The organism is Brevundimonas sp. P2_A6, from assembly GCF_056404975.1.
This window is the reverse complement of the sequence record NZ_JBFUCZ010000006.1, coordinates 114,961-136,349: the sequence shown is the minus strand read 5'-3', so window position 1 is coordinate 136,349 and position 21,389 is coordinate 114,961. Positions and strand designations below refer to the sequence as shown.

24 protein-coding genes are annotated in these 21,389 nt (G+C 66.5%); 15 read left to right on the top strand and 9 right to left on the bottom strand.

All coding sequences use genetic code 11. The annotated features are described in order from the left end of the window. Positions 1-3 precede the first annotated feature (3 nt). The gene (locus tag AC1DW4_RS13850; RefSeq protein ID WP_477017842.1) at positions 4-450 is read left to right on the top strand and encodes an opioid growth factor receptor-related protein; all 447 of its coding nucleotides are present in this window, start codon (positions 4-6) and stop codon (positions 448-450) included. Here the strand turns inward: AC1DW4_RS13850 and AC1DW4_RS13845 are convergent. Together AC1DW4_RS13845 and AC1DW4_RS13840 are read right to left on the bottom strand one after the other, a co-directional pair. Continuing rightward, complete coding sequence (locus tag AC1DW4_RS13845) at positions 447-1,466, bottom strand: DNA topoisomerase IB (RefSeq protein ID WP_477017841.1); 1,020 nt, start codon at positions 1,464-1,466, stop codon at positions 447-449. The two genes, AC1DW4_RS13850 and AC1DW4_RS13845, sit on opposite strands and share 4 nt — an antisense overlap. Beyond that, positions 1,466-1,804 (bottom strand): hypothetical protein, encoded by a 339-nt coding sequence (locus tag AC1DW4_RS13840; RefSeq protein ID WP_477017840.1) that lies wholly within the window; start codon positions 1,802-1,804, stop codon positions 1,466-1,468. Before AC1DW4_RS13840 ends, AC1DW4_RS13845 begins: the two co-directional genes overlap by 1 nt. A gap of 91 nt (positions 1,805-1,895) precedes the next feature. On the opposite strand from AC1DW4_RS13840, the gene rlmJ reads away from it, so the two are divergent. Beyond that, positions 1,896-2,714 carry a 23S rRNA (adenine(2030)-N(6))-methyltransferase RlmJ gene (rlmJ, locus tag AC1DW4_RS13835; protein WP_477017839.1) on the top strand — a complete coding sequence of 273 codons (819 nt, stop codon included), beginning with the start codon at positions 1,896-1,898 and terminating at the stop codon, positions 2,712-2,714. 7 nt (positions 2,715-2,721) lie between these two features. Here the strand turns inward: rlmJ and AC1DW4_RS13830 are convergent, their stop codons facing one another. Beyond that, positions 2,722-3,048, bottom strand: a complete 327-nt coding sequence (locus AC1DW4_RS13830; protein ID WP_477017838.1) for an antibiotic biosynthesis monooxygenase family protein — start codon at positions 3,046-3,048, stop codon at positions 2,722-2,724. Positions 3,049-3,109: 61 nt separating this feature from the next. Here AC1DW4_RS13830 and AC1DW4_RS13825 point away from each other — a divergent pair, with 61 nt between their 5' ends. Both AC1DW4_RS13825 and AC1DW4_RS13820 read left to right on the top strand, forming a co-directional pair. After that, complete coding sequence (locus AC1DW4_RS13825) at positions 3,110-3,850, top strand: type 1 glutamine amidotransferase (RefSeq protein WP_477017837.1); 741 nt, start codon at positions 3,110-3,112, stop codon at positions 3,848-3,850. Between the two features lie 72 nt (positions 3,851-3,922). Continuing rightward, positions 3,923-6,421 (top strand): ATP-binding protein, encoded by a 2,499-nt coding sequence (locus AC1DW4_RS13820; RefSeq protein ID WP_477017836.1) that lies wholly within the window; start codon positions 3,923-3,925, stop codon positions 6,419-6,421. A gap of 4 nt (positions 6,422-6,425) precedes the next feature. Here AC1DW4_RS13820 and hemF read toward each other — a convergent pair whose 3' ends face one another. After that, positions 6,426-7,313 (bottom strand): oxygen-dependent coproporphyrinogen oxidase, encoded by an 888-nt coding sequence (gene hemF, locus AC1DW4_RS13815; RefSeq protein ID WP_477017835.1) that lies wholly within the window; start codon positions 7,311-7,313, stop codon positions 6,426-6,428. A 41-nt stretch (positions 7,314-7,354) separates the two neighbouring features. Next, a complete protein-coding gene (locus AC1DW4_RS13810) occupies positions 7,355-8,308 on the bottom strand; it encodes a DUF808 domain-containing protein (protein ID WP_477017834.1) in 954 nt (317 codons plus the stop codon). 142 nt (positions 8,309-8,450) lie between these two features. On the opposite strand from AC1DW4_RS13810, the gene AC1DW4_RS13805 reads away from it, so the two are divergent. Then, on the top strand, positions 8,451-8,897 hold the full coding sequence (locus tag AC1DW4_RS13805) for a hypothetical protein (protein WP_477017833.1): 447 nt from the start codon (positions 8,451-8,453) through the stop codon (positions 8,895-8,897). 97 nt (positions 8,898-8,994) lie between these two features. Further along, positions 8,995-10,239 carry a dipeptidase gene (locus tag AC1DW4_RS13800; protein ID WP_477017832.1) on the top strand — a complete coding sequence of 415 codons (1,245 nt, stop codon included), beginning with the start codon at positions 8,995-8,997 and terminating at the stop codon, positions 10,237-10,239. Between the two features lie 4 nt (positions 10,240-10,243). On the opposite strand, the gene AC1DW4_RS13795 is transcribed toward AC1DW4_RS13800, so the two are convergent. Beyond that, on the bottom strand, positions 10,244-10,846 hold the full coding sequence (locus tag AC1DW4_RS13795) for a hypothetical protein (protein ID WP_477017831.1): 603 nt from the start codon (positions 10,844-10,846) through the stop codon (positions 10,244-10,246). A 45-nt stretch (positions 10,847-10,891) separates the two neighbouring features. On the opposite strand from AC1DW4_RS13795, the gene AC1DW4_RS13790 reads away from it, so the two are divergent. After that, positions 10,892-11,017, top strand: coding sequence for a hypothetical protein (locus tag AC1DW4_RS13790; protein WP_477017830.1), 126 nt, complete (start codon positions 10,892-10,894; stop codon positions 11,015-11,017). Between the two features lie 31 nt (positions 11,018-11,048). Beyond that, positions 11,049-11,546 (top strand): TspO/MBR family protein, encoded by a 498-nt coding sequence (locus tag AC1DW4_RS13785; RefSeq protein WP_477017829.1) that lies wholly within the window; start codon positions 11,049-11,051, stop codon positions 11,544-11,546. Between the two features lie 2 nt (positions 11,547-11,548). Here AC1DW4_RS13785 and AC1DW4_RS13780 read toward each other — a convergent pair whose 3' ends face one another. Further along, positions 11,549-11,989, bottom strand: coding sequence for a tRNA (cytidine(34)-2'-O)-methyltransferase (locus AC1DW4_RS13780; RefSeq protein ID WP_477017828.1), 441 nt, complete (start codon positions 11,987-11,989; stop codon positions 11,549-11,551). A gap of 196 nt (positions 11,990-12,185) precedes the next feature. Here AC1DW4_RS13780 and petA point away from each other — a divergent pair, with 196 nt between their 5' ends. The 7 genes from petA (at position 12,186) to AC1DW4_RS13745 (ending at position 19,682) form a co-directional block, all read left to right on the top strand. Beyond that, a complete protein-coding gene (gene petA / locus AC1DW4_RS13775) occupies positions 12,186-12,743 on the top strand; it encodes a ubiquinol-cytochrome c reductase iron-sulfur subunit (protein ID WP_477017827.1) in 558 nt (185 codons plus the stop codon). 11 nt (positions 12,744-12,754) lie between these two features. Then, positions 12,755-14,083 (top strand): cytochrome b, encoded by a 1,329-nt coding sequence (locus AC1DW4_RS13770; protein WP_477017826.1) that lies wholly within the window; start codon positions 12,755-12,757, stop codon positions 14,081-14,083. A 5-nt stretch (positions 14,084-14,088) separates the two neighbouring features. Beyond that, positions 14,089-14,949 carry a cytochrome c1 gene (locus AC1DW4_RS13765; RefSeq protein WP_477017825.1) on the top strand — a complete coding sequence of 287 codons (861 nt, stop codon included), beginning with the start codon at positions 14,089-14,091 and terminating at the stop codon, positions 14,947-14,949. A 118-nt stretch (positions 14,950-15,067) separates the two neighbouring features. Then, entirely contained in the window at positions 15,068-15,625 is a 558-nt protein-coding gene (locus tag AC1DW4_RS13760; protein WP_477017824.1) for a DUF1579 domain-containing protein, read from the top strand. A gap of 60 nt (positions 15,626-15,685) precedes the next feature. Beyond that, positions 15,686-17,329 carry a M28 family metallopeptidase gene (locus AC1DW4_RS13755; RefSeq protein ID WP_477017823.1) on the top strand — a complete coding sequence of 548 codons (1,644 nt, stop codon included), beginning with the start codon at positions 15,686-15,688 and terminating at the stop codon, positions 17,327-17,329. 240 nt (positions 17,330-17,569) lie between these two features. Further along, complete coding sequence (locus AC1DW4_RS13750; protein ID WP_477017874.1) at positions 17,570-19,156, top strand: M28 family peptidase; 1,587 nt, start codon at positions 17,570-17,572, stop codon at positions 19,154-19,156. 31 nt (positions 19,157-19,187) lie between these two features. After that, positions 19,188-19,682 (top strand): hypothetical protein, encoded by a 495-nt coding sequence (locus tag AC1DW4_RS13745; RefSeq protein WP_477017822.1) that lies wholly within the window; start codon positions 19,188-19,190, stop codon positions 19,680-19,682. On the opposite strand, the gene AC1DW4_RS13740 is transcribed toward AC1DW4_RS13745, so the two are convergent. Both AC1DW4_RS13740 and ychF read right to left on the bottom strand, forming a co-directional pair. After that, positions 19,679-20,191, bottom strand: a complete 513-nt coding sequence (locus tag AC1DW4_RS13740; protein ID WP_477017821.1) for a DUF1993 family protein — start codon at positions 20,189-20,191, stop codon at positions 19,679-19,681. The genes AC1DW4_RS13745 and AC1DW4_RS13740 overlap by 4 nt on opposite strands. A 25-nt stretch (positions 20,192-20,216) precedes the next feature. Beyond that, positions 20,217-21,317 carry a redox-regulated ATPase YchF gene (gene ychF, locus AC1DW4_RS13735; protein WP_477017820.1) on the bottom strand — a complete coding sequence of 367 codons (1,101 nt, stop codon included), beginning with the start codon at positions 21,315-21,317 and terminating at the stop codon, positions 20,217-20,219. Positions 21,318-21,389 lie beyond the last annotated feature (72 nt).

Here is a 21,389-nt window from a genome sequence, read left to right as displayed (position 1 = left end):
TGAATGAGCGCGATCGTCGATTTCCTGAAAGGCGCGGGAAGAGACGGCGCAGGCCGGACGGTGTTCGAGGTCGTGGCGATGAGCGACGCCGACATCGAGCGCATCCACGACTTCATCCAGTGGCTGTTCCCGCTGGACGCGCCGTCCGGGGCCAACCGCAACGCGCCGGTGCTGTCGGGCGAGGACGTGGAGGCGATCCATGCCTCGGGGCTGGCCCAGATCGCCCTGGCGGCGGCGACGGACCGGATGGCCCACTTTTATCAGCGCAACGATCACTGGCTGGTGTCGCACGATCACAACCACCTGCGGATCACGCGGATCATCCAGTCGCTGCGTCTGCTGCGCGGGCCGGGTGAGGCCGACGACTTTCGCCGCATCGTTCTTATGCGGGACGACGAGGCGGGGCGCCCGGTCAGTCCGGGCAGCCGCCGCCACTGGATCGACAGCTAGGCCTTCAGCAGTTTGATCAGCGCGGGCTCGAAGCTCTTGGCGTCTGGTCCGGGCAGGGCGTCGGCGATCCGACCCGTCTCGAACAGTTCGAACACTTGAGGGTGGACATAGGACGATCGGCACACGGTCGGGGTATTGCCGAGCAGTCCGCTGACCGCCTTGCAGCACCGCACGATCTTGCGCCTGGCGTCGGTGGGCGAGGTGGGCGGCTCCATATCCCGCAGCGCTCGCGCCGCCGAGACCGTGCCCGCCCAGGTGCGGAAGTCCTTGGCCGAGAACTCATCGCCCATGGCCGCGCGGATGTAGGCGTTCACATCGTCGGAATCGATCGGATGCAGGACACCGTCGGCGTCGCGGTATTTGAACAGCTGCTGACCCGGCAACTCGCGCAGGGACCGGACGACAGTGGCCAGGCGGCGATCCCGAACGCTGACCTTGTGATCGACGCCGCTCTTTCCGCGGAAGGCGAAACTGAGGGCGGTGCCGTCGACGTCCAAATGCCGCTTGTTCAGCGTGGTCAGGCCATAGCTGCGGTTCTGCCTGGCATACTGGGCATTGCCGACGCGGATGAGGGTGATCTCCAGAAGTCGCACCGCCGTGGCCAGGACCTTGGCGCGCGTCGGGCCCCTGGTGCCGAGATCATGCTCGACCTGCGCGCGCAGTTTCGGCAGGGCCTTGGCGAAGGCCGACATCTTGTCGAACTTGTTGCCCGACCGGTGGGTGCTCCAGTCGTCATGATAGCGGTACTGCTTGCGCCCCTTCACGTCGCGGCCGGTGGCCTGAATATGACCCGTGGCGCGCGGGCAGATCCAGACGTCCGTCCAGGCCGGCGGGATGGCCAGCATGCGGATGCGGTCCAGAACGGCCTTGTCCCTGACCACCTTGCCGTCGGCGTCGCGGATGGAAAATCCCTTGCCGGATCGGACCCGCGTCAGCCCTGGATGAGCGTCGCTGCAGTAGGTCAGGCCCTTTGGCACCTCATGCTCGGCGACGAAGGCGTGGCTGCCGTCGGCCATCAGGCGGCCTTGTCGAGCTTGGCGTGGAGGCGATCGACCCAGGCCTTGCCCGCCTCGCCACCCCAAAGAAGCCAGGCGATGTAGCCCGCCGAGGGCTTGTCCTTGTCGGCCCAGTTCCTGCCCCGCTTGTCCACCTTGTGGCGGGCGAAATAGGAATACATCGACTTGATGTCGCGATCGCTGACGGCTTCGCGGTTCTTCAGCTGATGAGCACGGCGAACGCCGACCTCGGTGCCGCCCCGGCCATGCGCCTCGCGCAGCGTCAGACCCTTTTCGGCCTCCTTGGCCACCGAGGCGGCGGGCGTGCGCTGGTTTTCGGTGAAGGTCGAGGTGGCCATGGGTCATCCGCGGATACAGGAATTGGCTAACGTCGCGTCTGACCGCACGGTTCCTCTTGACCCGGACGGTGTCCAAGGTGACGCAGGAGCGATGAACTATCGCCACAGCTTTCACGCCGGGAACTTCGCCGACCTGGTCAAGCACGCCCTGGTGCTGTGGCTGCTGGCGGAAAGGCAGCGGCGCGGGCCGGTGGTGGTGCTGGATACCCATGCGGGAGCGGGGCTGTACGACCTGACCGGCGACGCGACCCGGTCGCGCGAGGCGGAAGCCGGGATCGCGCGGCTGATGGCGGCGGCGAACCGGCCGCCGTTGATCGAGGGGCTGGCCAAGGCCGTGGAGGAGCTGAACCCGGACGGCGGCGTGCGCTTCTATCCGGGGTCTCCTGTGCTGATCGCCCGGGCTCTGGGTGCCGACGACGCCTATGTCGGGTTCGAACTGCGCGAGGAGGTGGCCGGGTTGCTGCGCGAAAGCCTGTCCGGGTTCGCCCAGGCGCGGGGCGAGATCGGGGACGGATACGATCTGGTCCGGGCGGAGGCGAAGCAGACGCGAGCCCCGCTGGTCCTGATCGATCCGCCGTTCGAGCGACCAGACGACTATCTGCGGGCGGCGGATACCGCAGCGGCGATCATGAAGGCCGATCCGGAGGCGGTGGTGGCGATCTGGACGCCGCTGAAGGATCTGGAGACGTTCGACGGTTTTCTTCGCCGGCTGGCGGAGGGGACGACGGCTCCGGCCCTGGTGGCCGAGGCGCGATTACGACCTCTGTCCAATCCGATGAAGATGAATGGATGCGCCATGGTGGTGGTCAATCCGCCGGACGGAGCGGACGCGGCGGCGGCCGAGATCTGTGGCTGGGTTGCAGCCATGCTGGGCGAGGCCGGAGGCAGGGCCGAGGTCTGGCGGAGCTGATCGTGTCCTATTCGATGACCTCGCCCGCCTCGTAGAGGTACGGCTCGAAGGTGGCGATGGCCATGATGGGGCTCATGGCGGCCGCGACGGCGGGATTGCGCGTCATGGCCTTCCAGTCCGCGACCGAGCGCCAGACGGCGTGATTGGCGACGGTCTTTCCGTTCAGTCCCCGGTGCAGGGTGGCGGAAACGAAGCCGGGCAGACCGACCTGGGCCCGCGTCATGGCGGTGAGCAATTCGATCAGGTCATCCTGCCGGTCGGGCTGCACCTTGAACACATTGATCAGCACAACCGGCACGGCATCGGCGTCGTTCAGGGTGACGGCATCGGACATGGCGCGCGGTCTAGCGCGATTGATCTTGTCCCGCCATCCGAGTTCGGGTCCCTATGCCACCATGAAACCCATCGCGATCCTGGAAACCGGCAAGCCGCCCGAGAGCCTGGCCGACGCCTTCGACGACTATCCGGCGCGGTTTCGGGCCCTGCTGGGCGAAGGCGTGGCGACGGTGCGGTTCGATGTGCAGGCGGCACGATTGCCGGATGATCCCGAAGCCTTTCAGGGCGCGATCGTCACGGGGTCGGCGGCCGGGGTCTACGACGACCTGCCGTGGATCGAACCTCTGATGGATTGGCTGAGGCGGGCGCGCGGGCGGACCCGATTGGTCGGTATCTGTTTCGGGCATCAGGCGATGGCGCAGGCCTTTGGCGGGCGAGTCGAGAAGTCGAACAAGGGCTGGGGCATCGGTCTGCATCGTTATGAGGTGCTGGTCCACGAGCCGTGGATGTTCCCCCGCGCCGGCTCCATCGCCATCCCCGTGTCGCATCAGGATCAGGTGGTCGCGGTGCCTTCGGAGGCGCGCGTGATCGCGTCGAGCGCGTTCACGCCGTTCGCCGGCCTGGCGTGGGACAACGCCGCGATGGGGGCCATGTCGTTCCAGTGCCACCCGGAATTCCAGCCGGAATACGCCGCGGCCCTGGTCGAGAGCCGACGCGGCAGCCGCATTCCCCATATCCTGGCCGACGAAGCCGTGGCCAGCCTGGGCCGGCCGAACGACCGCGCGGTGCTGACAGCCTGGATCCGCGCCTTCCTGATGCTGACACCGCCGCCAGTCGAGGACGACGGCAGCGGCATCTGACAATGGGTCGCTGCCGGAAACGGTTATTCAATCTCTGTGGTGTCAGATGCCGGCTTGGGCATCGGGGATTTCATGGCTTCGTACCGCGTGTTGCTGGCGGTTGCGTGTTTGGCGCTGGCCGGGCTTTCGACCGGTTTGGTCCAGGCAGCGGCCCCGGAAGCCGTCGCGCCCCAGGCCGAGGAATCCGAAGGACTGGCCCGCTTCGTCGAGCAGCGCGCGGCGGCGACCAGTTTCACCGCGCTGGAGGCTTTTGGCGAGCGTGCTGCGATGCGTCGCGATCGCGAGGGCCTGAACCGTCTGTATCATGTCACCTGGACGATCCTGAACCAGGGCGAATTCGATCGCGCTGCCGTGTGGAACGATCGACTGGCCAAGGCCGCGGTGGCGCAGAAGGACGCGCGCTACATCGACGTCGCGGCGCTGAACGCCCTGGCCATTCGTTATGACAAGGGCGAGATCGCGGTGGCGCCGCAGATGGACGTCTATGCCCGGAGCGGTCGTGACTGGTTCGTTCGCGCTCACGGGGCGCGACTGGCGGCGATCTATCTGGTGGATCAGGGCCGGATCGGCGAGGGACTGCAACTGCTGACCCACGCCCAGGCCGAGGTCCCTGAGGCCGACCCCTATGCCGCCACCGCCCTGGCGGGGATCTGGGAAGTGGTCGGGATGGGCCTGAAGGACATCGACGACGTCCAGGGCGCGACCGCCGCATTCCGCAAATTCGAGATCGATTATTCCAATCCCGCGTATCCGCGTCCCGACTTCGACAGCCTGTACAACCTGACGAAGATGTCGGTGCGCATGGGTGATCTGTCGCATGCGCGCATGTTCGCGGCGGCGCACCATGCGGTTGCGACCCAGTCGGACCTGCATACGCTGGCGATGTACGACGCGGCCCTGTGTGCCCTGGTCGCCGATGCGGACCGGAATTCGGCGGGCGTGCTGTCGTGTCTGCGGCCCTATGGCGAGAGCCTGGGGGAGGCCGCCTTCCTGGCGCTGGACGTCCTGCCGTCGCGAGCCAAGGCGCGGGCGAGACTGGGCGACATCGCGGGGGCGCAACGTGATCTGGCCAGTCTGCGCGCGCTGGACGACCAGGCTGGGCAAGGTTCGCGCGTGCGCGAGGTCGAGGCCGAAATCCTGCAGGCGCAGGGTCGTTCGAGCGAAGCCTTCACGCTGTTGCAGGCCTTCGAGGCCGACAAGGACGTAGCGGCCGCGCGGGCCTTTTCCGCAGGGGTGCACCAGGTCACGGGCGACATGCAGCAGCAACTGGCCGATCGTCGTGGTCAGCTGGATATGGCGCGCGCCAAGACCCGGCTACAATGGATGGTGATGGCGATCGGCGTGATCCTGCTGGCCGTCGTCGTCGCCGGCCTGCTGTGGCAACTGCGTCAGGGGCGACGTCTGAAAGCCGCGCAGGAACGGGCGGAATCAGCCAACCGGGCCAAGTCCGAGTTCCTGGCCAATATGAGCCACGAAATCCGGACGCCGCTGAACGGCGTGGTGTCGATGGCCGACGCCCTGTCGCGCCGCGAGCTGGACAGCAATGCGCACCAGATGGTCGATCTGATCCGGTCGTCGGGATCGACGCTGGAGCGCCTGCTGAGCGACATCCTGGACAGCGCCAAGATCGAGGCCGGTCAGGTGACACTGGAGCCCACGGTGTTCGACCTGAAGCACACGGTCAACGACATCGCCCTGATGTGGCGAGCCAAGGCCGAGGACAAGGGCGTGGCCCTGGTGTTCGACATGGACCCCCAGGCGCCGAAGTTCGTCGAGGGCGACGCGGTTCGACTGCGTCAGGTGCTGACCAACCTGGTGTCCAACGCGTTGAAGTTCACCGAGGCCGGCGCGGTCACCCTGTCGGTATCGGCGGCAAACGACGGGCGCATCGGCTTCGCCGTGCGCGACACGGGCATCGGGTTCGACGCCGATCAGAAGGCTCGAATCTTCCAGCGTTTCCAGCAGGCGGATGGATCGATCACACGCCGGTTCGGCGGCACGGGGCTGGGCCTGGCCATCTCCACGGCCCTGGTCGATTTGATGGGCGGCGAACTGGATTGCGACAGTGTGCCGGGTGAAGGCGCGGTGTTCCGATTCGAGATCGACCTGCCGGTCGCGGCGGCGGCGGTCGCGGCGGTGACGAGCGGGGGCGAGGCTGGCGACATCGCCGGGACGCCGCTGCGCATCCTGCTGGCCGACGATCATCCGGCGAACCGCAAGGTGGTCGAGATCATGCTGGCGGCGACCGCGATGGAGCTGTTCGCGGTGGAGGACGGGCGTCAGGCGCTGGACGCCTTCATGGCCGACGACTTCGACCTGGTGTTGATGGACATGCAGATGCCGGTGATGGACGGGCTGAGCGCCACCGCCGCGATCCGTGCGTTCGAGGCGACGGCCGGGCGGGCGCCGACGCCGATCCTGATGCTGACCGCCAACGCCATGGCCGAGCATGTGGCCCAGAGCCTGGCGGCCGGTGCAAACGGTCACCTAACCAAGCCGATCACCCTGGCCAGCCTTTTCGGGGCGATGACCGATGCCCTGTCGGGTGACGGCCGGCGAGAAGCGGCCTGAGGGCCTAGGGCCACTTCACCACGGGCGGCATGGAACTGAGGATGGATTCGACGTTGCCGCCAGTCTTCAGGCCGAAGGTCGTGCCACGGTCGTAGAGCAGGTTGAACTCCACATAGCGGCCGCGGCGGATCAGCTGTTCCTCGCGTTCGTCCCCGGTCCAGGCCTCGGTCATGCGGCGCTCGACGATGGCGGCATAGGTGTCGATGAAGGCCATGCCGACGTCGCGGGTGAACTGGAAATCCTTCTCATAGTCGCCGCTGTCGTGATGGTCGTAGAAGATGCCACCGATGCCGCGCATCTCGTTCCGGTGCGGCAGCATGAAATACTCGTCGCACCACTGTTTGTACTTCGGATACCAGGCTGGGTCGTGGGCGTCGCAAGGGGCACGCATGCCGGCGTGGAAGGCGACCGTGTCGGGCGCGTCCTGCGTGCGTTCGACGTCCAGCACGGGCGTCAGATCGGCCCCGCCGCCGAACCAGCTCTTGGTCGTGGCGATGAAGCGGGTGTTCATGTGCACGGCCGGCACCCTGGGGCTGACCGGGTGGCAGATCAGGCTGATGCCGGTGGCATGGAAGCGGGGGTCTTCCTCCGCGCCCGGCACTGATTTCGCATAGTCGGCCGGGAAGGTACCGTGGACGGTGGAGACGTGGACGCCGACCTTTTCGAACAGGCGGCCGTGCATCATGCCCATGACGCCGCCGCCACCCTCGTGCCGCGACCAGGGGGTGCGAACGAAACGGCCGGGCGCGCCGGGAAACAGGTCGGCGGGGGCCGCGTCCTCCAGCGCCTCCAGCCGGGCATGGATGCGGTTGCGCAGTTCCTCGAACCAGGCGCGGGTTTCGGTCTTCTTCAGATCCAGCGGGTCGGCGTCGGGCAGGGGAACTTGGCTCATGGGCCGGATTTCAATCACGGTTCGCGGGCGGCGTCACCCGATCAGTGCGCGGCCTCTGCGGGTTTGCGACGCAGCGTGCCGATCTGATGAACGAGCACCGCCAGCACTGCTCCCACGGCGACGCCAACGATGGCCGAGCCGATGGCCGTGACCAGCCAGGACACGACGGGACCGGCGAACGCCAATGCCGAACCCGCAGCCACCGAGGCGTGATGGATGGTGTCGTCCAGCCAGGCAAAGCCCAGTTCGTGGGTGCCGTGCACCAGGATGCCGCCGCCGACCCACAGCATGGCGGCGGTGCCGATGGTCGAGATGGCATCCATCACCACCGGCATGCCCTTGACCAATCCTCGTCCCAGGCCGCGCACGGCAGCGGATTTCCGTTCGGCCAGATGCAGGCCGATGTCGTCCATCTTCACGATCAGGCCGACGACGCCATAGACCCCGACGGTGATGCCGAGCCCGACCAGCGCCAGCACGATCCCCTGCGTCAGGATCGGGCTGTCGGCCACGTCGGCGAGGGCGATCGCCATGATCTCGGCCGACAGGATCAGGTCGGTGCGGATCGCGCCATCGACCTTGGTCTTCTCCAGCGTTGCGGGGTCGATGAGGTCCTCGGTGGTCTCCTCGTGATGCCCGCCGCCGAAGGCTTCCATCAGTTTCTCCGCCCCCTCGAAACACAGATAGGCCCCGCCGCACATCAGCAGAGGCGTGATGGCCCAAGGCGCGAAGGCGCTGAGGATCAGGGCGGCGGGCAGCAGGATCAGCAGTTTGTTGCGGATCGACCCCAGGGCGATCTTCCAGATGATCGGCAGTTCGCGGGCAGGGGACAGACCGGTGACGTAGCGCGGCGTGACGGCGGTATCGTCCACGACGACGCCCGCGGCCTTGGCACCGGCCTTGCCCGCCGCGGCCCCGACATCGTCCAGCGACGCAGCGGCCAGTTTGGCGATACCGGCGACATCGTCCAGCAGGGCGGCAAGTCCAGAGGGCATGAAGAAGATTTCGCGCGGAAATGGAAGGTGGCGCACCGTGACATGATTGGCCCGCGCGCGCCAAGGCGGCATTGGCCCGGCGGACGCAACTTCGGCCGAGGTGGAGGCGTTCCGAGTGTGACCTGGGGGCAGGGAGATGACCATGCGCTGTTCCACACTGGCCCTCGCGGCCGTCCTTTCAATCGCCTTCACCGGGGGCGCCCTCGCTCAGGACGCAACGCCCGCGCCCGACCAACCGACGGCCGTCATGAAGCCGGATGATGCCGGCATGACGTGTGCCGCGATCGGCGAGGAGGCTGCCCAGCTCAGCCAGGCCATGGGCGGTGCGCCCGAGGGCGGCCTGATCCGGTCGGTGGGCAGCGTCGCCCGATCCGGCGTGGCCATGCTGGTGCCGGGGGCGGGACTGGTCATGGCCGGGGCCGACGCCATGACCCGTGAGGACCGCGAACGCAAGGAGGCCGAGGCCCGCAGCCTGGCCTACCGTTGGTACTATCTGAACGGACTGTCGGCGGGGCGGAACTGCCAGCAGGCCCCCCAGGCGACGGCCGCGCCCGAAGCGACCACGGTGGCCCCGACTATGCCCCATTAGGCCTGGACCGTCGCGCGAAGGCGGCGTGAACAATAAGTCACTTTGTCTGGCGGTTGGGCGAGGGCACGTTCGCGGAAACCACTGTCCAGAGGCCGTCATGATCCGTTCCTGCCTGCTCGCCGTGTCCCTGCTCGCGCTAGCCCTTCCTGCCGGTGCCCAGGACACGGCGGCGGCGCGTCGCATCCTGGAAACGACGCCGCTGATCGACGGGCACAACGACCTGCCTTGGGCGTTGCGCGAGCAGTACGGCAACGACCCATACGCGGTGGACCTGACCACCGATTTGGCGAGTTCGACCAAGCTGCATACCGACATTCCACGCCTGAGGGCCGGGGGCGTCGGGGGTCAGTTCTGGTCGGTCTACGTCCCCGCCGAGCTCGCACCCGTAGAGGCCGCCAAGGAGACGTTCGAGCAGATCGACACGGTTCGCCGTATCGTCGCGGCCCACCCCGAGACGTTCGCCCTGGCCACCACCGCCGACGATGTGGTGCGCATCCATGGCGAGGGCAGGATCGCCAGTCTGATTGGGATCGAGGGCGGCTATTCGATCGATGATTCGCTTGGGTTATTGCGCGAATTCCATCAGGCGGGTGTGCGCTACATGACGCTGACGCACTCCAAAACGACGACCTGGGCCGACAGCGCCACGGACGCGCCGAAATGGGGCGGGCTGTCGCCGTTCGGCGAGGACGTGGTGCGCGAAATGAACCGGCTGGGGATGCTGGTGGACCTGTCCCACGTCTCGGAAGAGACCATGCTGGACGCCATCCGCGTGTCGGAAGCGCCGGTTATCTTTTCGCATTCCTCGGCACGGGCGGTGACCGATCATCCGCGCAATGTCCCCGACAACGTCCTGTCGATGCTTCCCGAGAACGGGGGCGTCGTGATGGTGACCTTCGTGCCGGGCTTCGTCAGCGCGGCCCAGGGCGAATGGATCAAGCAGGTGGAGGCCGAAGCGGCCCGGCTGGGCGTGTCGGCGAGCGAGGGTCCGCCGGATCCGCGCCTGACCGCCTGGGCCGAAGCGCATCCGCGTCCGAACGCAACGATCGCCGATGTGGTCGCCCATATCCAGCATGTGCGCGACGTGGCGGGCATCGATCACGTCGGCCTGGGCGGGGATTTTGACGGCGTCACGTCTCTGCCGGACGGAATCACGGGCGTGGACGCCTATCCGATCATCCTGGCCGCGCTGATGCAGGCGGGCTGGACCGAGGACGACATCCGCAAGCTGGCGGGCGAGAACGTGCTGAGGGTCATGCGGGCGGCGGAGGCCGTGGCTGCGTCGAAGTCCGGCGAGCGGCCTTCGCTGGCGACCTTGCCGGTCGTGCCCCCACCGGCCTGACCGATCAGAGCTTTCCGAACGCCACGCCGCGCCAGCCCCAGCCGGCTTCCCTGGCCGCCGCGATCAGGGGTTTCTTGATCTCGTCGGTCTTGAAGACATAGCTGTAGACCTTGCCCCAGTGCAGGTCCTTCTCGTCGAAGGCGTAGACGGTCTCGGTGCTCATCTCCCAGGACTGGCCACGAAACCCTTCGGCGCTCAGGGTCAGTTGGGGGACGCCCGCGCGCCATTCGACCTCGTATGATCGATCGACCGCCCGGACCTGGCCGGAGTCCTCGTCGAACTTCATCAGGACGGCGACGACCCGCTTGATCCCGGCCTTGGCGAAGATTTCGTACCAGGCGGCATCGACGATCCGCCATTCGGCGACCAGGTCGCAGTGTTCCGGCGCGCCGTCGCGGATCACAAAGGGGGCCGTATCGCGGTTGATGGCCAGCAGGGCGGCGCGCAGGGCGGAGGTGGTCGCCCGGTTCCGGTCGGCGGGTGGCCTTGAACCGCCGCTCAGAAAGTCGAACAGGCCCATGATGGTCGCTCCCGGTGAGTGGCCCCGACCCTGGCACCTCTGGATCGCAAAGGCGATGTGCATCTGCGACAGGCCGTCGCGTGACATCCCGGACGGTGGTCGGGAACGGCAACGGTTCGCTACCGCTCGCACATGACCCAGAAAGACGACGTCCCCGCAGGCCTGCGCAGCCTAGTCCGCAACTTCGGCTGCCTGCTTTATCCGGTGGGGTTGGGGATCGTCGTGGCCCTGGCCCTGTACATCCGCTCGCTGGTCTGAACCCCAGATCGGATGAGCCAAGACGAGCGCTTTGCGTTATGCAGCCGTCATGGACCACCCCGCCTGGATCGCCATCGCCGTTTTCGTCGGCTTAAATTTCGCCGCTGCGACCAGCGGAAGCCTGTTCAAGCCGGGGGCCTGGTATGCCGGGTTGAACAAGCCGTCGTGGACGCCGCCCAACCTGGCGTTTCCGATCGTCTGGGGCCTGCTGTTCGCCATCAACGCCTGGGCCGGATGGCTGGTGTGGGAGACGGTGGGGACGAGTTCGCCCCTGGCCTTTGGCCTCTATGTCGTGTCGCTGGTGCTGAACGCGGGCTGGTCGTTCCTGTTCTTCGGCAAGCGGCGGATGGATCTGGCGCTGGTGGATGTCGCCTTCCTGTGGCTGTCGCTGGTGGCGATCATCGCGGTGTTCTGGGGGCTGAGGCCGTTCGCGGCCTTGCTGCTGATTCCCTACATCACTTGGGTCACCATCGCCTCGGCGTTGAACCTGCGGATGCTGCAGCTGAACCCCAAGGCTCAGCGCGCCTGAACTCAGCGCGTCTGACGAAGGCCCTCGAACAGTCCAATGCCCGCGCTGACCGACAGGTTCAGGGAGCGGGCCTCGGGTCGGATCGGGATGAAGACGCGGGCGTCCGCGGCGGCATGGACATGGTCCGGCGCGCCCGAGGTTTCCGATCCGAAGATCAGCGTGTCGTCGGGCTGGAACGCGAACTCGGTCAGGGTCGTGGCCCCCCTGGTCGTGAACAGAATCAGCCGACCGGCCCCGCGCGCCGTCTGGAACGCCTCCCAGTCGGTATGGCGGATCATGTGCGACAGGGGACCATAGTCGAGGGCCGCGCGCTTCATGGCGCGGTCGTCGAACTGGAAGCCCGTGGGCTCGATGATGTGCAGCTCGACCCCGAAACAGGCCGACAGTCGGATGCAGGCCCCGACGTTCTGCGGGATGGCCGGTTGAAAAAGGGCGAGACGCATTCTATGGCCCTTCTACGCGTGAGGCCGGGCCTTGTCGCGGCCCTGCGTGCGACCGCTTATCATTAGGCGTCAGCAACTTGCGGCGATGAGCCGCAAAGCCGGACCGCGTCATGTTTCGTCCGGTGCGCTATAGAAACGCTTCCTCGCGCGGACACCGACCGGTGGGCCGCGTTCGGGCTTTTTCAGAAGGTGAGCCGTGGCCGAATCGGTCGTGAACGCAGAGCATCCCGAAGGTGGGGCACCCGAGGGTGAAACCACTCGCCGGGACTTCATCCACATCGCGGCCGGTGCCGCCGCCGTGGGCGCAGGGGTGATGGTGGCCTGGCCGCTGATCAACTCCATGAACCCCGCCGCCGACACCCTGGCCCTGTCGACCACCGAGTTCGACACCTCCAAGGTGGCCGAGGGCATGCAGGTCGTCATCACCTGGCAGGGCAAGCCGGTGTTCGTGCGCAACCGCACCGCCGCCGAGCTGCAGAAGGTCCTGGCCGACCCGATGAGCGCCTTGAAGGATCCGCAGACGGACCAGGACCGCACAAAGCCCGGCCACGAGCCGATGCTGGTCGTGCTGGGCAACTGCACGCATCTGGGCTGCATCCCGACGTTCGGGGCCGGTGACTACGGCGGCTGGTTCTGCCCATGCCACGGCTCGCACTACGACGCGTCGGGCCGGATCCGTAAGGGTCCCGCGCCCAAGAACCTGGTCGTCCCGGAGTATGCGTTCACCGCAGGCTCCACCATCAAGATCGGCTGAGAGCAGGCATCATGAGCGGACACGAATCCACCTACGTCCCCAAGACGGGCATCGAGAAGTGGCTGGACACCCGGCTGCCGATCGTCCGGTTCGGGGCTGACTATCTGGCCCTGCCGACACCGAAGAACCTGAACTACTGGTACACCTTCGGCGCGATCCTGAGCATCTGCCTGGTCACGCAGATCGTCACCGGCATCTTCCTGGCCATGAACTACACGCCGAACACGGCGCTGGCCTTCGCCTCGGTCGAGCGGATCATGCGCGATGTGAACGGCGGCTGGCTGCTGCGCTACGTCCACGCCAACGGGGCGTCGATGTTCTTCGTGGCCGTCTACATCCACATGCTGCGCGGGCTCTACTACGGCTCGTACAAGGCACCGCGGGAGATGATCTGGATCCTGGGCTGCATCATCTTCTTCCTGATGATCGCCACGGCCTTCCTGGGCTACGTCCTGCCGTGGGGCCAGATGTCCTACTGGGGCGCCGAGGTCATCACCAACCTGATCGGGGCCATTCCCCTGATCGGCGAGCCGGTGCTGATCTGGCTGCGCGGCGGACCGGCGATCGACAACGCGACGCTGAACCGCTTCTTCTCGCTGCACTACCTGCTGCCGTTCGTGATCTTCGGCGTGGTCGTCCTGCACCTGTGGGCGCTGCACACCGCCGGTCAGAACAATCCGGTCGGGATCCTGATCCCCAAGGAGCGCGAGAAGAAGGACATGGTGCCCTTCCACCCGTACTATACGGTCAAGGATGGCTTCGCCCTGATCATCTTCCTGATGATGTTCTCCTGGTTCGTGTTCTTCATGCCGGACGCCCTGGGCCACGCCGACAACTATATCCCGGCCAACCCGCTTCAGACGCCGGCGCACATCGTGCCCGAGTGGTACATGCTGCCCTTCTACGCGATCCTGCGCGCCATTCCGGACAAGTTCGGCGGCGTGGTGGCGATGTTCGGCGCGATCGGCGTGCTGTTCATCCTGCCCTGGCTGGATACCTCCAAGGTCCGCTCGATGCGCTATCGCCCGACGATGAAGGTCTTCTTCCTGATCTTCGTGGCGGTCGGCCTGATCCTGGGCTGGTGCGGTGGTCAGTTGCCGGACGCGCAGGTCGTTCCTGGCATGCCGAGCTTCACCCTGCTGGACGGACAGCTGAACAGCTATCTGTGGCTGACGCGCCTGGCGACCCTGTACTACTTCGCCTTCTTCTTCGTGATCCTGCCCTTCGTGGGCCTGAAGGAAACCCCGCTGAAGATTCCGGCGTCGATCTCCGAGCCCGTCCTGTCCGGTCCGGACGCGATGAGCGGCGCGGTTCCTGCTCAAGCCGAAAAGAAGGGCTGATCGCGATGACGATTTCTATTCGCAAACTGGTCCTGGCGGCAGCGTCCGTTGCCGTGGTCGCCTCGGCGGCCCCCGCCATGGCGTCGAGCAACAAGGAAGAGCCCCGTTCGGGCGGCTTCAGCTTCGAGGGGCCGCTGGGCACCTTCGATCAGGCGCAGCTGCAGCGTGGCTACAAGGTCTACCGCGAGGTCTGCTCGGCCTGTCACTCCATGAACCTGATGCACTTCAGGACCCTGGGTGAGCGCGGCGGGCCCTTCTACGACCCCGAGGCCGCCAGCCCGGCCGAGAACCGCTTCGTCAAGGCTCTGGCCGCAGAAGTCCAGGTCGCGGACATCGACACCGAGACCGGTGATCCGATCATGCGCAACGGCATGGCCGCCGATGCCTTCCCCTCGCCCTTCCCGAACCGGACGGCGGCGGCGGCGGCGAACGGTGGGGCCGTGCCGCCCGACCTGTCGGTGATGGCCAAGGCCCGCGAAGGCGGCGCCGACTACATCTATTCGATCCTGACGGGTTATCAGGAGAACCCGCCCGCGGGTCTGAAGGTCAATCCAGGCCAGTACTACAACCCGTATATGGCCGGCGACATGACGCCGTTCTGGTCGGGCAGCCACGAGGACGTTCCTCCGGGCGGCTTCATCGCCATGCCGCCGCCGCTCAGCGATGGTCAGGTGACCTTCGACGACGGCACGGCCAACACGGTGGACCAGATGGCCAAGGACGTGGCCGCCTATATCGCCTGGGCCTCGGACCCCAAGGCGACCGAGCGCAAGCAGTCGGGCATGGGCGTCCTCGCCTTCCTGGCCATCTTCGCCGGCCTGACCTACGCCAGCTATCGCAAGATCTGGAAGGGCGTGGCGCACTAAGCCAAGTCGCCCGATCGGAAGAGACCCAGCCCGCCGGATCCGTCCGGCGGGCTTTTTCTTGTGTTGCCATCATCCAAAGAAAGTGCTTTATAACACAAAGCCAAGGGGAGCTTTCGCCATGATCCGTGTTGCCGTGTCCGCCGTCGCCATCGTGATGGCCTGCGCCGTGGCCTTGCCGTCCGCCGCCCAGACCCCGTCGCCTCGGCATGAGGCGATCGCCAAACTGGGCTTCATGCAGGGGGTCTGGATGGGCCAGGCCAGCGGGACCAATCCCGGCGGCACCTCCTATTCGGTCACACAGACCGAGCGGATCGGTCCGATGCTGGGCGGCGACATACTTGTCGTGGAGGGTCGAGGATATGAGGCCGACGGTTCGACCGGCTTCAACGCCTTCGCCGTCATCTCGTGGGATGCTGAAGCCGGCAAATACGAGATCCGGTCCTATGCCAATGGCTATGCCGGGACGTTTCCGTTCACCCTGACAGACACCGGCTATGTCTGGGAGGTTCCGGCCGGACCGGGCGTTCAGCGCTTCACCGCCGAGGTGACGCCGACGACCTATCGCGAGGTGGGGGCATTCGTCATGCCGGGCCAGCCGGAACGCAAGAATTTCGAGATGACCCTGACCCGGCGTGGCGACACCGACTGGCCGGCGGGCGATCCGGTCGTGCCGTAGTCGACAGGGGGGTGATCCCCGCCTAACCTTCGCCAACGCCGCGTTTTCGAAGGTTCGCCCATGCGTCTATTCTCCGCCGCCGCCGCCTTGATGACGGTCCTGTCCCTGAGCGTCGGGGCCCAGGCCCAGACCTCGCCGTTCGACCCGGCGCGCCTGTCCGAGCACATCCGCATTCTGTCGGGCGACGATTACGAAGGGCGCGGGATCGCGACACCGGCCGAGGACAAGGTCATCGCCTATCTCAGCGCGCAGTACGCGGCGGCCGGACTTCAGCCGGGCGGCGACAACGGCGGCTGGACCCAGGCCGTGGCGCTGAACCGGTTCACGGCATCGAACATCCAGGCCCAGGTGCGGGTCGGGGACTGGACGCAAGGCCTGACCCAGGGCGAGCAGATCGTGATCTCGACCCGGCGGCCCGGCGAGGACCACGTCATGCTGATGGACGCGCCGCTGGTCTTCGTCGGCTACGGCATCCATGCGCCGGAGCGCGACTGGGACGACTTCAAGGGCCAGGACATGCACGGCAAGATCCTAGTCGTCCTGGTCAACGATGCGGACTTCGAGGAGCCGGCGCTGGACACCTTCGGCGGCAAGGCCATGACCTATTACGGCCGCTGGACCTACAAATACGAGGAGGCGGCGCGGCAGGGCGCGGCGGGCGTCATCATCGTGCACGAGACCGAACCCGCGTCCTATGGCTGGACGACGGTGCGCAACAGCTGGTCGGGCGCGAACTTCGATATCGTGCGGGCGAACGCCGACGAGCGGGTGCCGATGGAAAGCTGGATCCAGCGCGACGTGGCCGTCGATCTGTTTCAACACGCGGGTCTGGATTTCGAGGCGCTGAAGCGCTCGGCCCGCAGCCGCGACTTCCAGCCCGTGGCCCTGACCGGGGCGGCGATGGACGTGATGTTCGACGTGGCGTCGACCCAGATCGAGACCCACAACGTGATCGCCCGCCTGCCGGGCACGAGCCATCCGGATGAGACCTTCATCTATTCCGCCCACTGGGATCACATCGGCGTCGGTACTCCCGATGTGAACGGGGATGCGATCTTCAACGGGGCGGTGGACAATGCTTCCGGCACGGCCGGGCTGCTGGAACTGGCGCGGGTGTACGGGGCCGGTCGGGCACCCGAGCGGTCGGTGGTCTTCATCAGCTTCACCGCCGAAGAGAGCGGGCTGCTGGGTTCGGAATATTATGCGGCCAATCCGATCTATCCGCTGGCGACGACGGTGGGTGGAATCAACATGGACTCGGCCAATGTCTATGGCCGGGTCAGCGCCATGGGCATCGTCGGCTATGGCCAGTCGGATTTCGACGACCGCCTGCTGCCGCTGGTGGAGGCGCAAGGGCGCGTGATCCAGCCGGACGAGAACCCGGCCTCTGGCAGCTATTTCCGGTCCGACCACTTCCCGCTGGCGAAACGGGGCGTGCCGATGGCCTATGCCGACTCGGCCGGGGATTTCATCGACGCGCCGATCGCCGAGCGGACGGCGGCGCGCGACGACTATACCGCCAGCCGCTATCACCAGGCCGACGACGAATGGTCGCCCGACTGGGACTATTCCGGTCAGATCCAGGACCTGGACGTCTATCTGGCGTTGGGGCGTTCGCTGGTCGACGGCGGGGACTGGCCGCAGTGGAAGCCGGGGTCGGAGTTCGCCGCAGTGCGGGCGCAGACCGAGAACGCGCGGCAATGATTTCCTTCTCCCCTTGCGGGAGAAGGTGGCCGAGCGAAGCGAGGTCGGATGAGGGGTACGACGAGACGGATGCGATGCGACCGTTAAGCCCGATGTCCGAAACCGGGAGTCACCCCTCATCCGGCCCTCCGGGCCACCTTCTCCCGCAAGGGGAAAAGGGCAGGGGCATCATGACAAAACCGTAAGGCGCGCGGAGGGGCCGCGGTCCTTACTGTGCCTCTCAAATCGGAGATGAGCTTGATGTTGCGTGGACTGATCGGCGGCGTGGCCGCACTGGCGTTGCTGGGCGCGGGCGCCGTGAACGCCCAGGAATTCTCGGCCGAGCGGCTGAGCGATCACATCAAGGTTCTGTCGGACGACAGTTTCGCCGGACGCTTCCCCGGCACCGAGGGCGAGCAGCTGACGCTGGCCTATATCCAGAGCCAGTACGAGGCGATGGGACTGGAGCCGGGCGGGCCGGACGGAGCTTGGCTGCAGGACGTGACCCTGGTGCGGTTCACGCCGTCGCGAGCGCCGACCGCAAGCTGGACCGGGCCGGACGGGGTGTCCCACGCCCTGACGGCAGGCACCGACATCAACCTGAGGACCGCCGTTGGGGACGGAAACGTCGCCGTCGAGAACGCGCCGGTGGTGTTCGCCGGCTATGGCATCGTCGCCCCCGAACGGGGTTGGGACGATTATGGCGACATCGACCTGACCGGAAAGGTCGTGATCATCCTGGGCGGTCAGCCGACGGCGTTCGGGGAGGACCCGAATTTCTACGGCTCGCCGGTTCACAAGCGCGAAGAGGCGTTCAAACGGGGTGCCGTCGGCGTCATCACCCTGCAGGAACAGGGCACGATGCGCCCGAACATGCGTCCGCGCATGACCATTGGCGACGCCAAGGACGTGTCGTTCAGCGGCACCATACCCATGACCGTGGCCGATCAGATGGCGGCGTCCATGGGCGGGCAGATGGCGCAGGTTCTGCCGCTGGCCAAGGCTGGGGCAGATTTCAGGGCCCACGAGACGGGCGTCACCCTGTCGGTCGACATCGCCGAGACGACCGAGATCGTGCCGTCGCACAACCTGATCGCCAAGATCACGGGCACCACACGCCCGGACGAATACGTCGTCTATTCCGCCCACTGGGACCACGTGGGGACCGCGCCGGAACCGGACGCGACGGGTGACAGGGTGTTCAACGGGGCCTGGGACAATGCCTCGGGCACCTCGGGCGTCATGGAGATGGCGCGGGCGTTCAAGGACGGCGCACCGCCCGAGCGGACGGTGATCTTTCTGCACGTCACGGCCGAGGAGCAGGGCCTGCTCGGCTCGCAATGGTATGCGACCCACCCGGTCTATCCGCTGGAGAAGACGGCGGCCGACATCAATATCGACATGCTGCCCTTCACCCCTGCAACCCGGACCATCGCCATCTTCGGCCCCGGCAAGTCCACGCTGGAAGACGACCTGGCGGCCCTTGCGGCCGAGGACGGTCGCAGCCTGACCGGCGATGGTGAGCCGGAGCAGGGGTTCTATTATCGCTCGGACCACTTCAACTTCGCGGTCGGTGGCGTGCCGGCGCTGATGCCGTGGACCGGCGTCGATTTCGTCGAGGGCGGGGAGGCGGTCGGGCGGCCGTACTACCAGGCTCAGATGGCGACCTACTATCACAACCTGAACGACGAATGGCGCGCGGACTATGACTTCACGGCGGCGCAGGCGAACCTGCATCTGCTGTATGAGCTGGGTCACGGAATCGCCGATTCCGAGGCCTGGCCTCAGTGGAAGCCTACGGCCGAGTTCGCTGCGCGCCGGCACACGTCTGACGCGGCGCGGAACTGAACCTTCACCATGGCGGGGACGTTGAGGGGGGATGATCCGTATCCTCTGCGTCTCCGGCCTGTTGCTGGCCAGCCTGTCCGCCTGCGATCGGACGCGCGACGTCAATCCGCCGACCCGACCGGCGCAAGGGATTCCCGTGGATGAGGCGGTGCCACAGGGCACGCCGGGAACCTTGACCCTGCCGGGGCGGGGACCGGTCAGCTTCGTCGGAAGCTGGGCGGCGGACGTGTCCTGGTGCGCCAGGCCGCAAGGCGATCAACGGCCGATCGAGATCACGCCGCTGCGCTTCGAAGGCTATGAGAACAGTTGCGTCATCGCCTCGGTCGATGAACTGGCCAACGGCTACGTCGCGACGCTGGAGTGCCAGTCGGAGGGAACGACGCGGCGCGAGCGGGTTCAAATGAACGTGGTCACCGACACCATGACGCTGAGGTGGCTGGATCGTCCGGGACCGCCGATCGTCCTGCACCAGTGCACGACGCTGGGCGACACGGCGACATCCGCGCCGACCCTGCCGATCGGCTAGGCATTCGGCGCGGCCTGATAGCGGCCCATGTGCCGCAGGAAGTCCAGCTTGCCCACGACCAGACCGGCATGGCGCAGCAGGGCATAGGCCATGGTCACGTGGAAATAGAAGTTGGGCAGGATCCAGTCGCGGATATCCTCTTCCGACGACATGACGAAGCGGACGCCGTTGGGCAGGGTCAGATCGACAACCGCATCGGGGGCCGACCAGTGCGCGGGCTGAGCGTGGTCCAGCCGTTCGTGAACGACGGCGATGCGTTGACGGATTTCGTCCAGCGAGCGGTAGGGCGTGGCCTCGAGCGGGAGGTCCTGTCCCCCGACCTGGTTCAAGGCCAGCAGCACCTGATTGAGGGCGACGCGAAACTGAAGCTCCAGCGGGAACATGTCCTCGGTCAGCCGCGTCGCCAGCACCTCGTCCGTCATGCCGGCGGCCTGGGCCGCCCCCGCCAGATGGTCCAGAGTGGCCAGCATGTCGGTGAAGGTCTGATGGGCTGAAGTTGCGTAGGTCATCGCGCGGTCCGCCGTTGCTGCGTGGTCAGCTGAACAGGAAGTTCATCACGTCGCCGTCCTTGACGACATAGGCCTTGCCCTCGGCGCGCAGCTTGCCGGCCTCGCGGGCCTTGGCCTCGCCCTTGAGGGCGACATAGTCGTCGTAGGCGATGGTTTCCGCGCGGATGAAGCCCTTTTCGAAGTCGGTGTGGATGACGCCGGCGGCCTGGGGCGCGGTGTCGCCGACGTGGATGGTCCAGGCACGGGCCTCCTTGGGACCGACCGTGAAGTAGGACTGCAGGCCCAGCAGCGAATAGGCCTCGCGGATCAGGCGATTCAGGCCGGGCTCGGCCAGACCCAGACTTTCCAGGAACTCGGCCTGTTCCTCTGCGTCCAGCACGGCCAGCTCGGAATCGATCTTGGCCGAGATGACGACGGACTTGGCGTTGTCCTGGGCGGCGCGGTTGGCGACCCCGTCTGACAGCTCGTTGCCCTTGTCGGCCGAACCCTCATCGACATTGGAGACATAAAGGGCGGGGAGCGACGTCAACAGTTGCAGCATGTCCCAGGCCTTGCGGTCCTCCTTGGACACGTCGGGCAGGGCGGTGCGGGCGGGCTTTCCGGCGTGCAGTTTCGACAGGGCCAGATCGACCAGCTTCAGGCTCTGCTGGCTTTCCTTGTCACCGCCCTTGGCGCGTTTTTCCATCTGGACGCGACGACGCTCGAGGCTTTCCAGATCGGCCAGCATCAGTTCGGTCTCGATGATCTCGAGATCGCTGATCGGGTCGATGCGGTTCTCGACATGGGTGATGTCGTCATCGACGAAGCAGCGCGCGACGAAGGCGATGGCGTCGCAGTCGCGGATGTTGGCCAGGAACTGGTTGCCCAGACCCTCGCCCTTGGACGCGCCACGCACCAGACCGGCGATGTCGACGAAGGTGATGCGCGAGGGGATGATCTCCTTGGATCCCGCGATCTCGGCCAAGACATTCAGGCGCGGCTCGGGCACGGCCACGTCGCCCGTGTTCGGCTCGATCGTGCAGAACGGATAGTTCGCCGCCTGGGCCGCCGCCGTCTTGGTCAGGGCGTTGAACAGGGTGGACTTGCCGACATTGGGCAGGCCGACGATCGCGACTTTCAGAGCCATGGTATTCCTGGTGGGCCGAGTGAGGGCGAGCCTTTAGACGGTTCGGGACCGTTTGTCAGGCTCGCCAGCCGA

What these genes read in the sequence shown, in the direction of transcription:
- AC1DW4_RS13850 (WP_477017842.1), top strand. Translation starts at nt 4, where the DNA reads ATGAGCGCGATCGTCGATTTCCTGAAAGGCGCGGGAAGAGACGGCGCA.
- AC1DW4_RS13845 (WP_477017841.1), bottom strand. Translation starts at nt 1,466, where the DNA reads ATGGCCGACGGCAGCCACGCCTTCGTCGCCGAGCATGAGGTGCCAAAG.
- AC1DW4_RS13840 (WP_477017840.1), bottom strand. Translation starts at nt 1,804, where the DNA reads ATGGCCACCTCGACCTTCACCGAAAACCAGCGCACGCCCGCCGCCTCG.
- rlmJ (WP_477017839.1), top strand. Translation starts at nt 1,896, where the DNA reads ATGAACTATCGCCACAGCTTTCACGCCGGGAACTTCGCCGACCTGGTC.
- AC1DW4_RS13830 (WP_477017838.1), bottom strand. Translation starts at nt 3,048, where the DNA reads ATGTCCGATGCCGTCACCCTGAACGACGCCGATGCCGTGCCGGTTGTG.
- AC1DW4_RS13825 (WP_477017837.1), top strand. Translation starts at nt 3,110, where the DNA reads ATGAAACCCATCGCGATCCTGGAAACCGGCAAGCCGCCCGAGAGCCTG.
- AC1DW4_RS13820 (WP_477017836.1), top strand. Translation starts at nt 3,923, where the DNA reads ATGGCTTCGTACCGCGTGTTGCTGGCGGTTGCGTGTTTGGCGCTGGCC.
- hemF (WP_477017835.1), bottom strand. Translation starts at nt 7,313, where the DNA reads ATGAGCCAAGTTCCCCTGCCCGACGCCGACCCGCTGGATCTGAAGAAG.
- AC1DW4_RS13810 (WP_477017834.1), bottom strand. Translation starts at nt 8,308, where the DNA reads ATGCCCTCTGGACTTGCCGCCCTGCTGGACGATGTCGCCGGTATCGCC.
- AC1DW4_RS13805 (WP_477017833.1), top strand. Translation starts at nt 8,451, where the DNA reads ATGCGCTGTTCCACACTGGCCCTCGCGGCCGTCCTTTCAATCGCCTTC.
- AC1DW4_RS13800 (WP_477017832.1), top strand. Translation starts at nt 8,995, where the DNA reads ATGATCCGTTCCTGCCTGCTCGCCGTGTCCCTGCTCGCGCTAGCCCTT.
- AC1DW4_RS13795 (WP_477017831.1), bottom strand. Translation starts at nt 10,846, where the DNA reads ATGTCACGCGACGGCCTGTCGCAGATGCACATCGCCTTTGCGATCCAG.
- AC1DW4_RS13790 (WP_477017830.1), top strand. Translation starts at nt 10,892, where the DNA reads ATGACCCAGAAAGACGACGTCCCCGCAGGCCTGCGCAGCCTAGTCCGC.
- AC1DW4_RS13780 (WP_477017828.1), bottom strand. Translation starts at nt 11,989, where the DNA reads ATGCGTCTCGCCCTTTTTCAACCGGCCATCCCGCAGAACGTCGGGGCC.
- AC1DW4_RS13770 (WP_477017826.1), top strand. Translation starts at nt 12,755, where the DNA reads ATGAGCGGACACGAATCCACCTACGTCCCCAAGACGGGCATCGAGAAG.
- AC1DW4_RS13765 (WP_477017825.1), top strand. Translation starts at nt 14,089, where the DNA reads ATGACGATTTCTATTCGCAAACTGGTCCTGGCGGCAGCGTCCGTTGCC.
- AC1DW4_RS13760 (WP_477017824.1), top strand. Translation starts at nt 15,068, where the DNA reads ATGATCCGTGTTGCCGTGTCCGCCGTCGCCATCGTGATGGCCTGCGCC.
- AC1DW4_RS13755 (WP_477017823.1), top strand. Translation starts at nt 15,686, where the DNA reads ATGCGTCTATTCTCCGCCGCCGCCGCCTTGATGACGGTCCTGTCCCTG.
- AC1DW4_RS13750 (WP_477017874.1), top strand. Translation starts at nt 17,570, where the DNA reads ATGTTGCGTGGACTGATCGGCGGCGTGGCCGCACTGGCGTTGCTGGGC.
- AC1DW4_RS13745 (WP_477017822.1), top strand. Translation starts at nt 19,188, where the DNA reads ATGATCCGTATCCTCTGCGTCTCCGGCCTGTTGCTGGCCAGCCTGTCC.
- AC1DW4_RS13740 (WP_477017821.1), bottom strand. Translation starts at nt 20,191, where the DNA reads ATGACCTACGCAACTTCAGCCCATCAGACCTTCACCGACATGCTGGCC.
- ychF (WP_477017820.1), bottom strand. Translation starts at nt 21,317, where the DNA reads ATGGCTCTGAAAGTCGCGATCGTCGGCCTGCCCAATGTCGGCAAGTCC.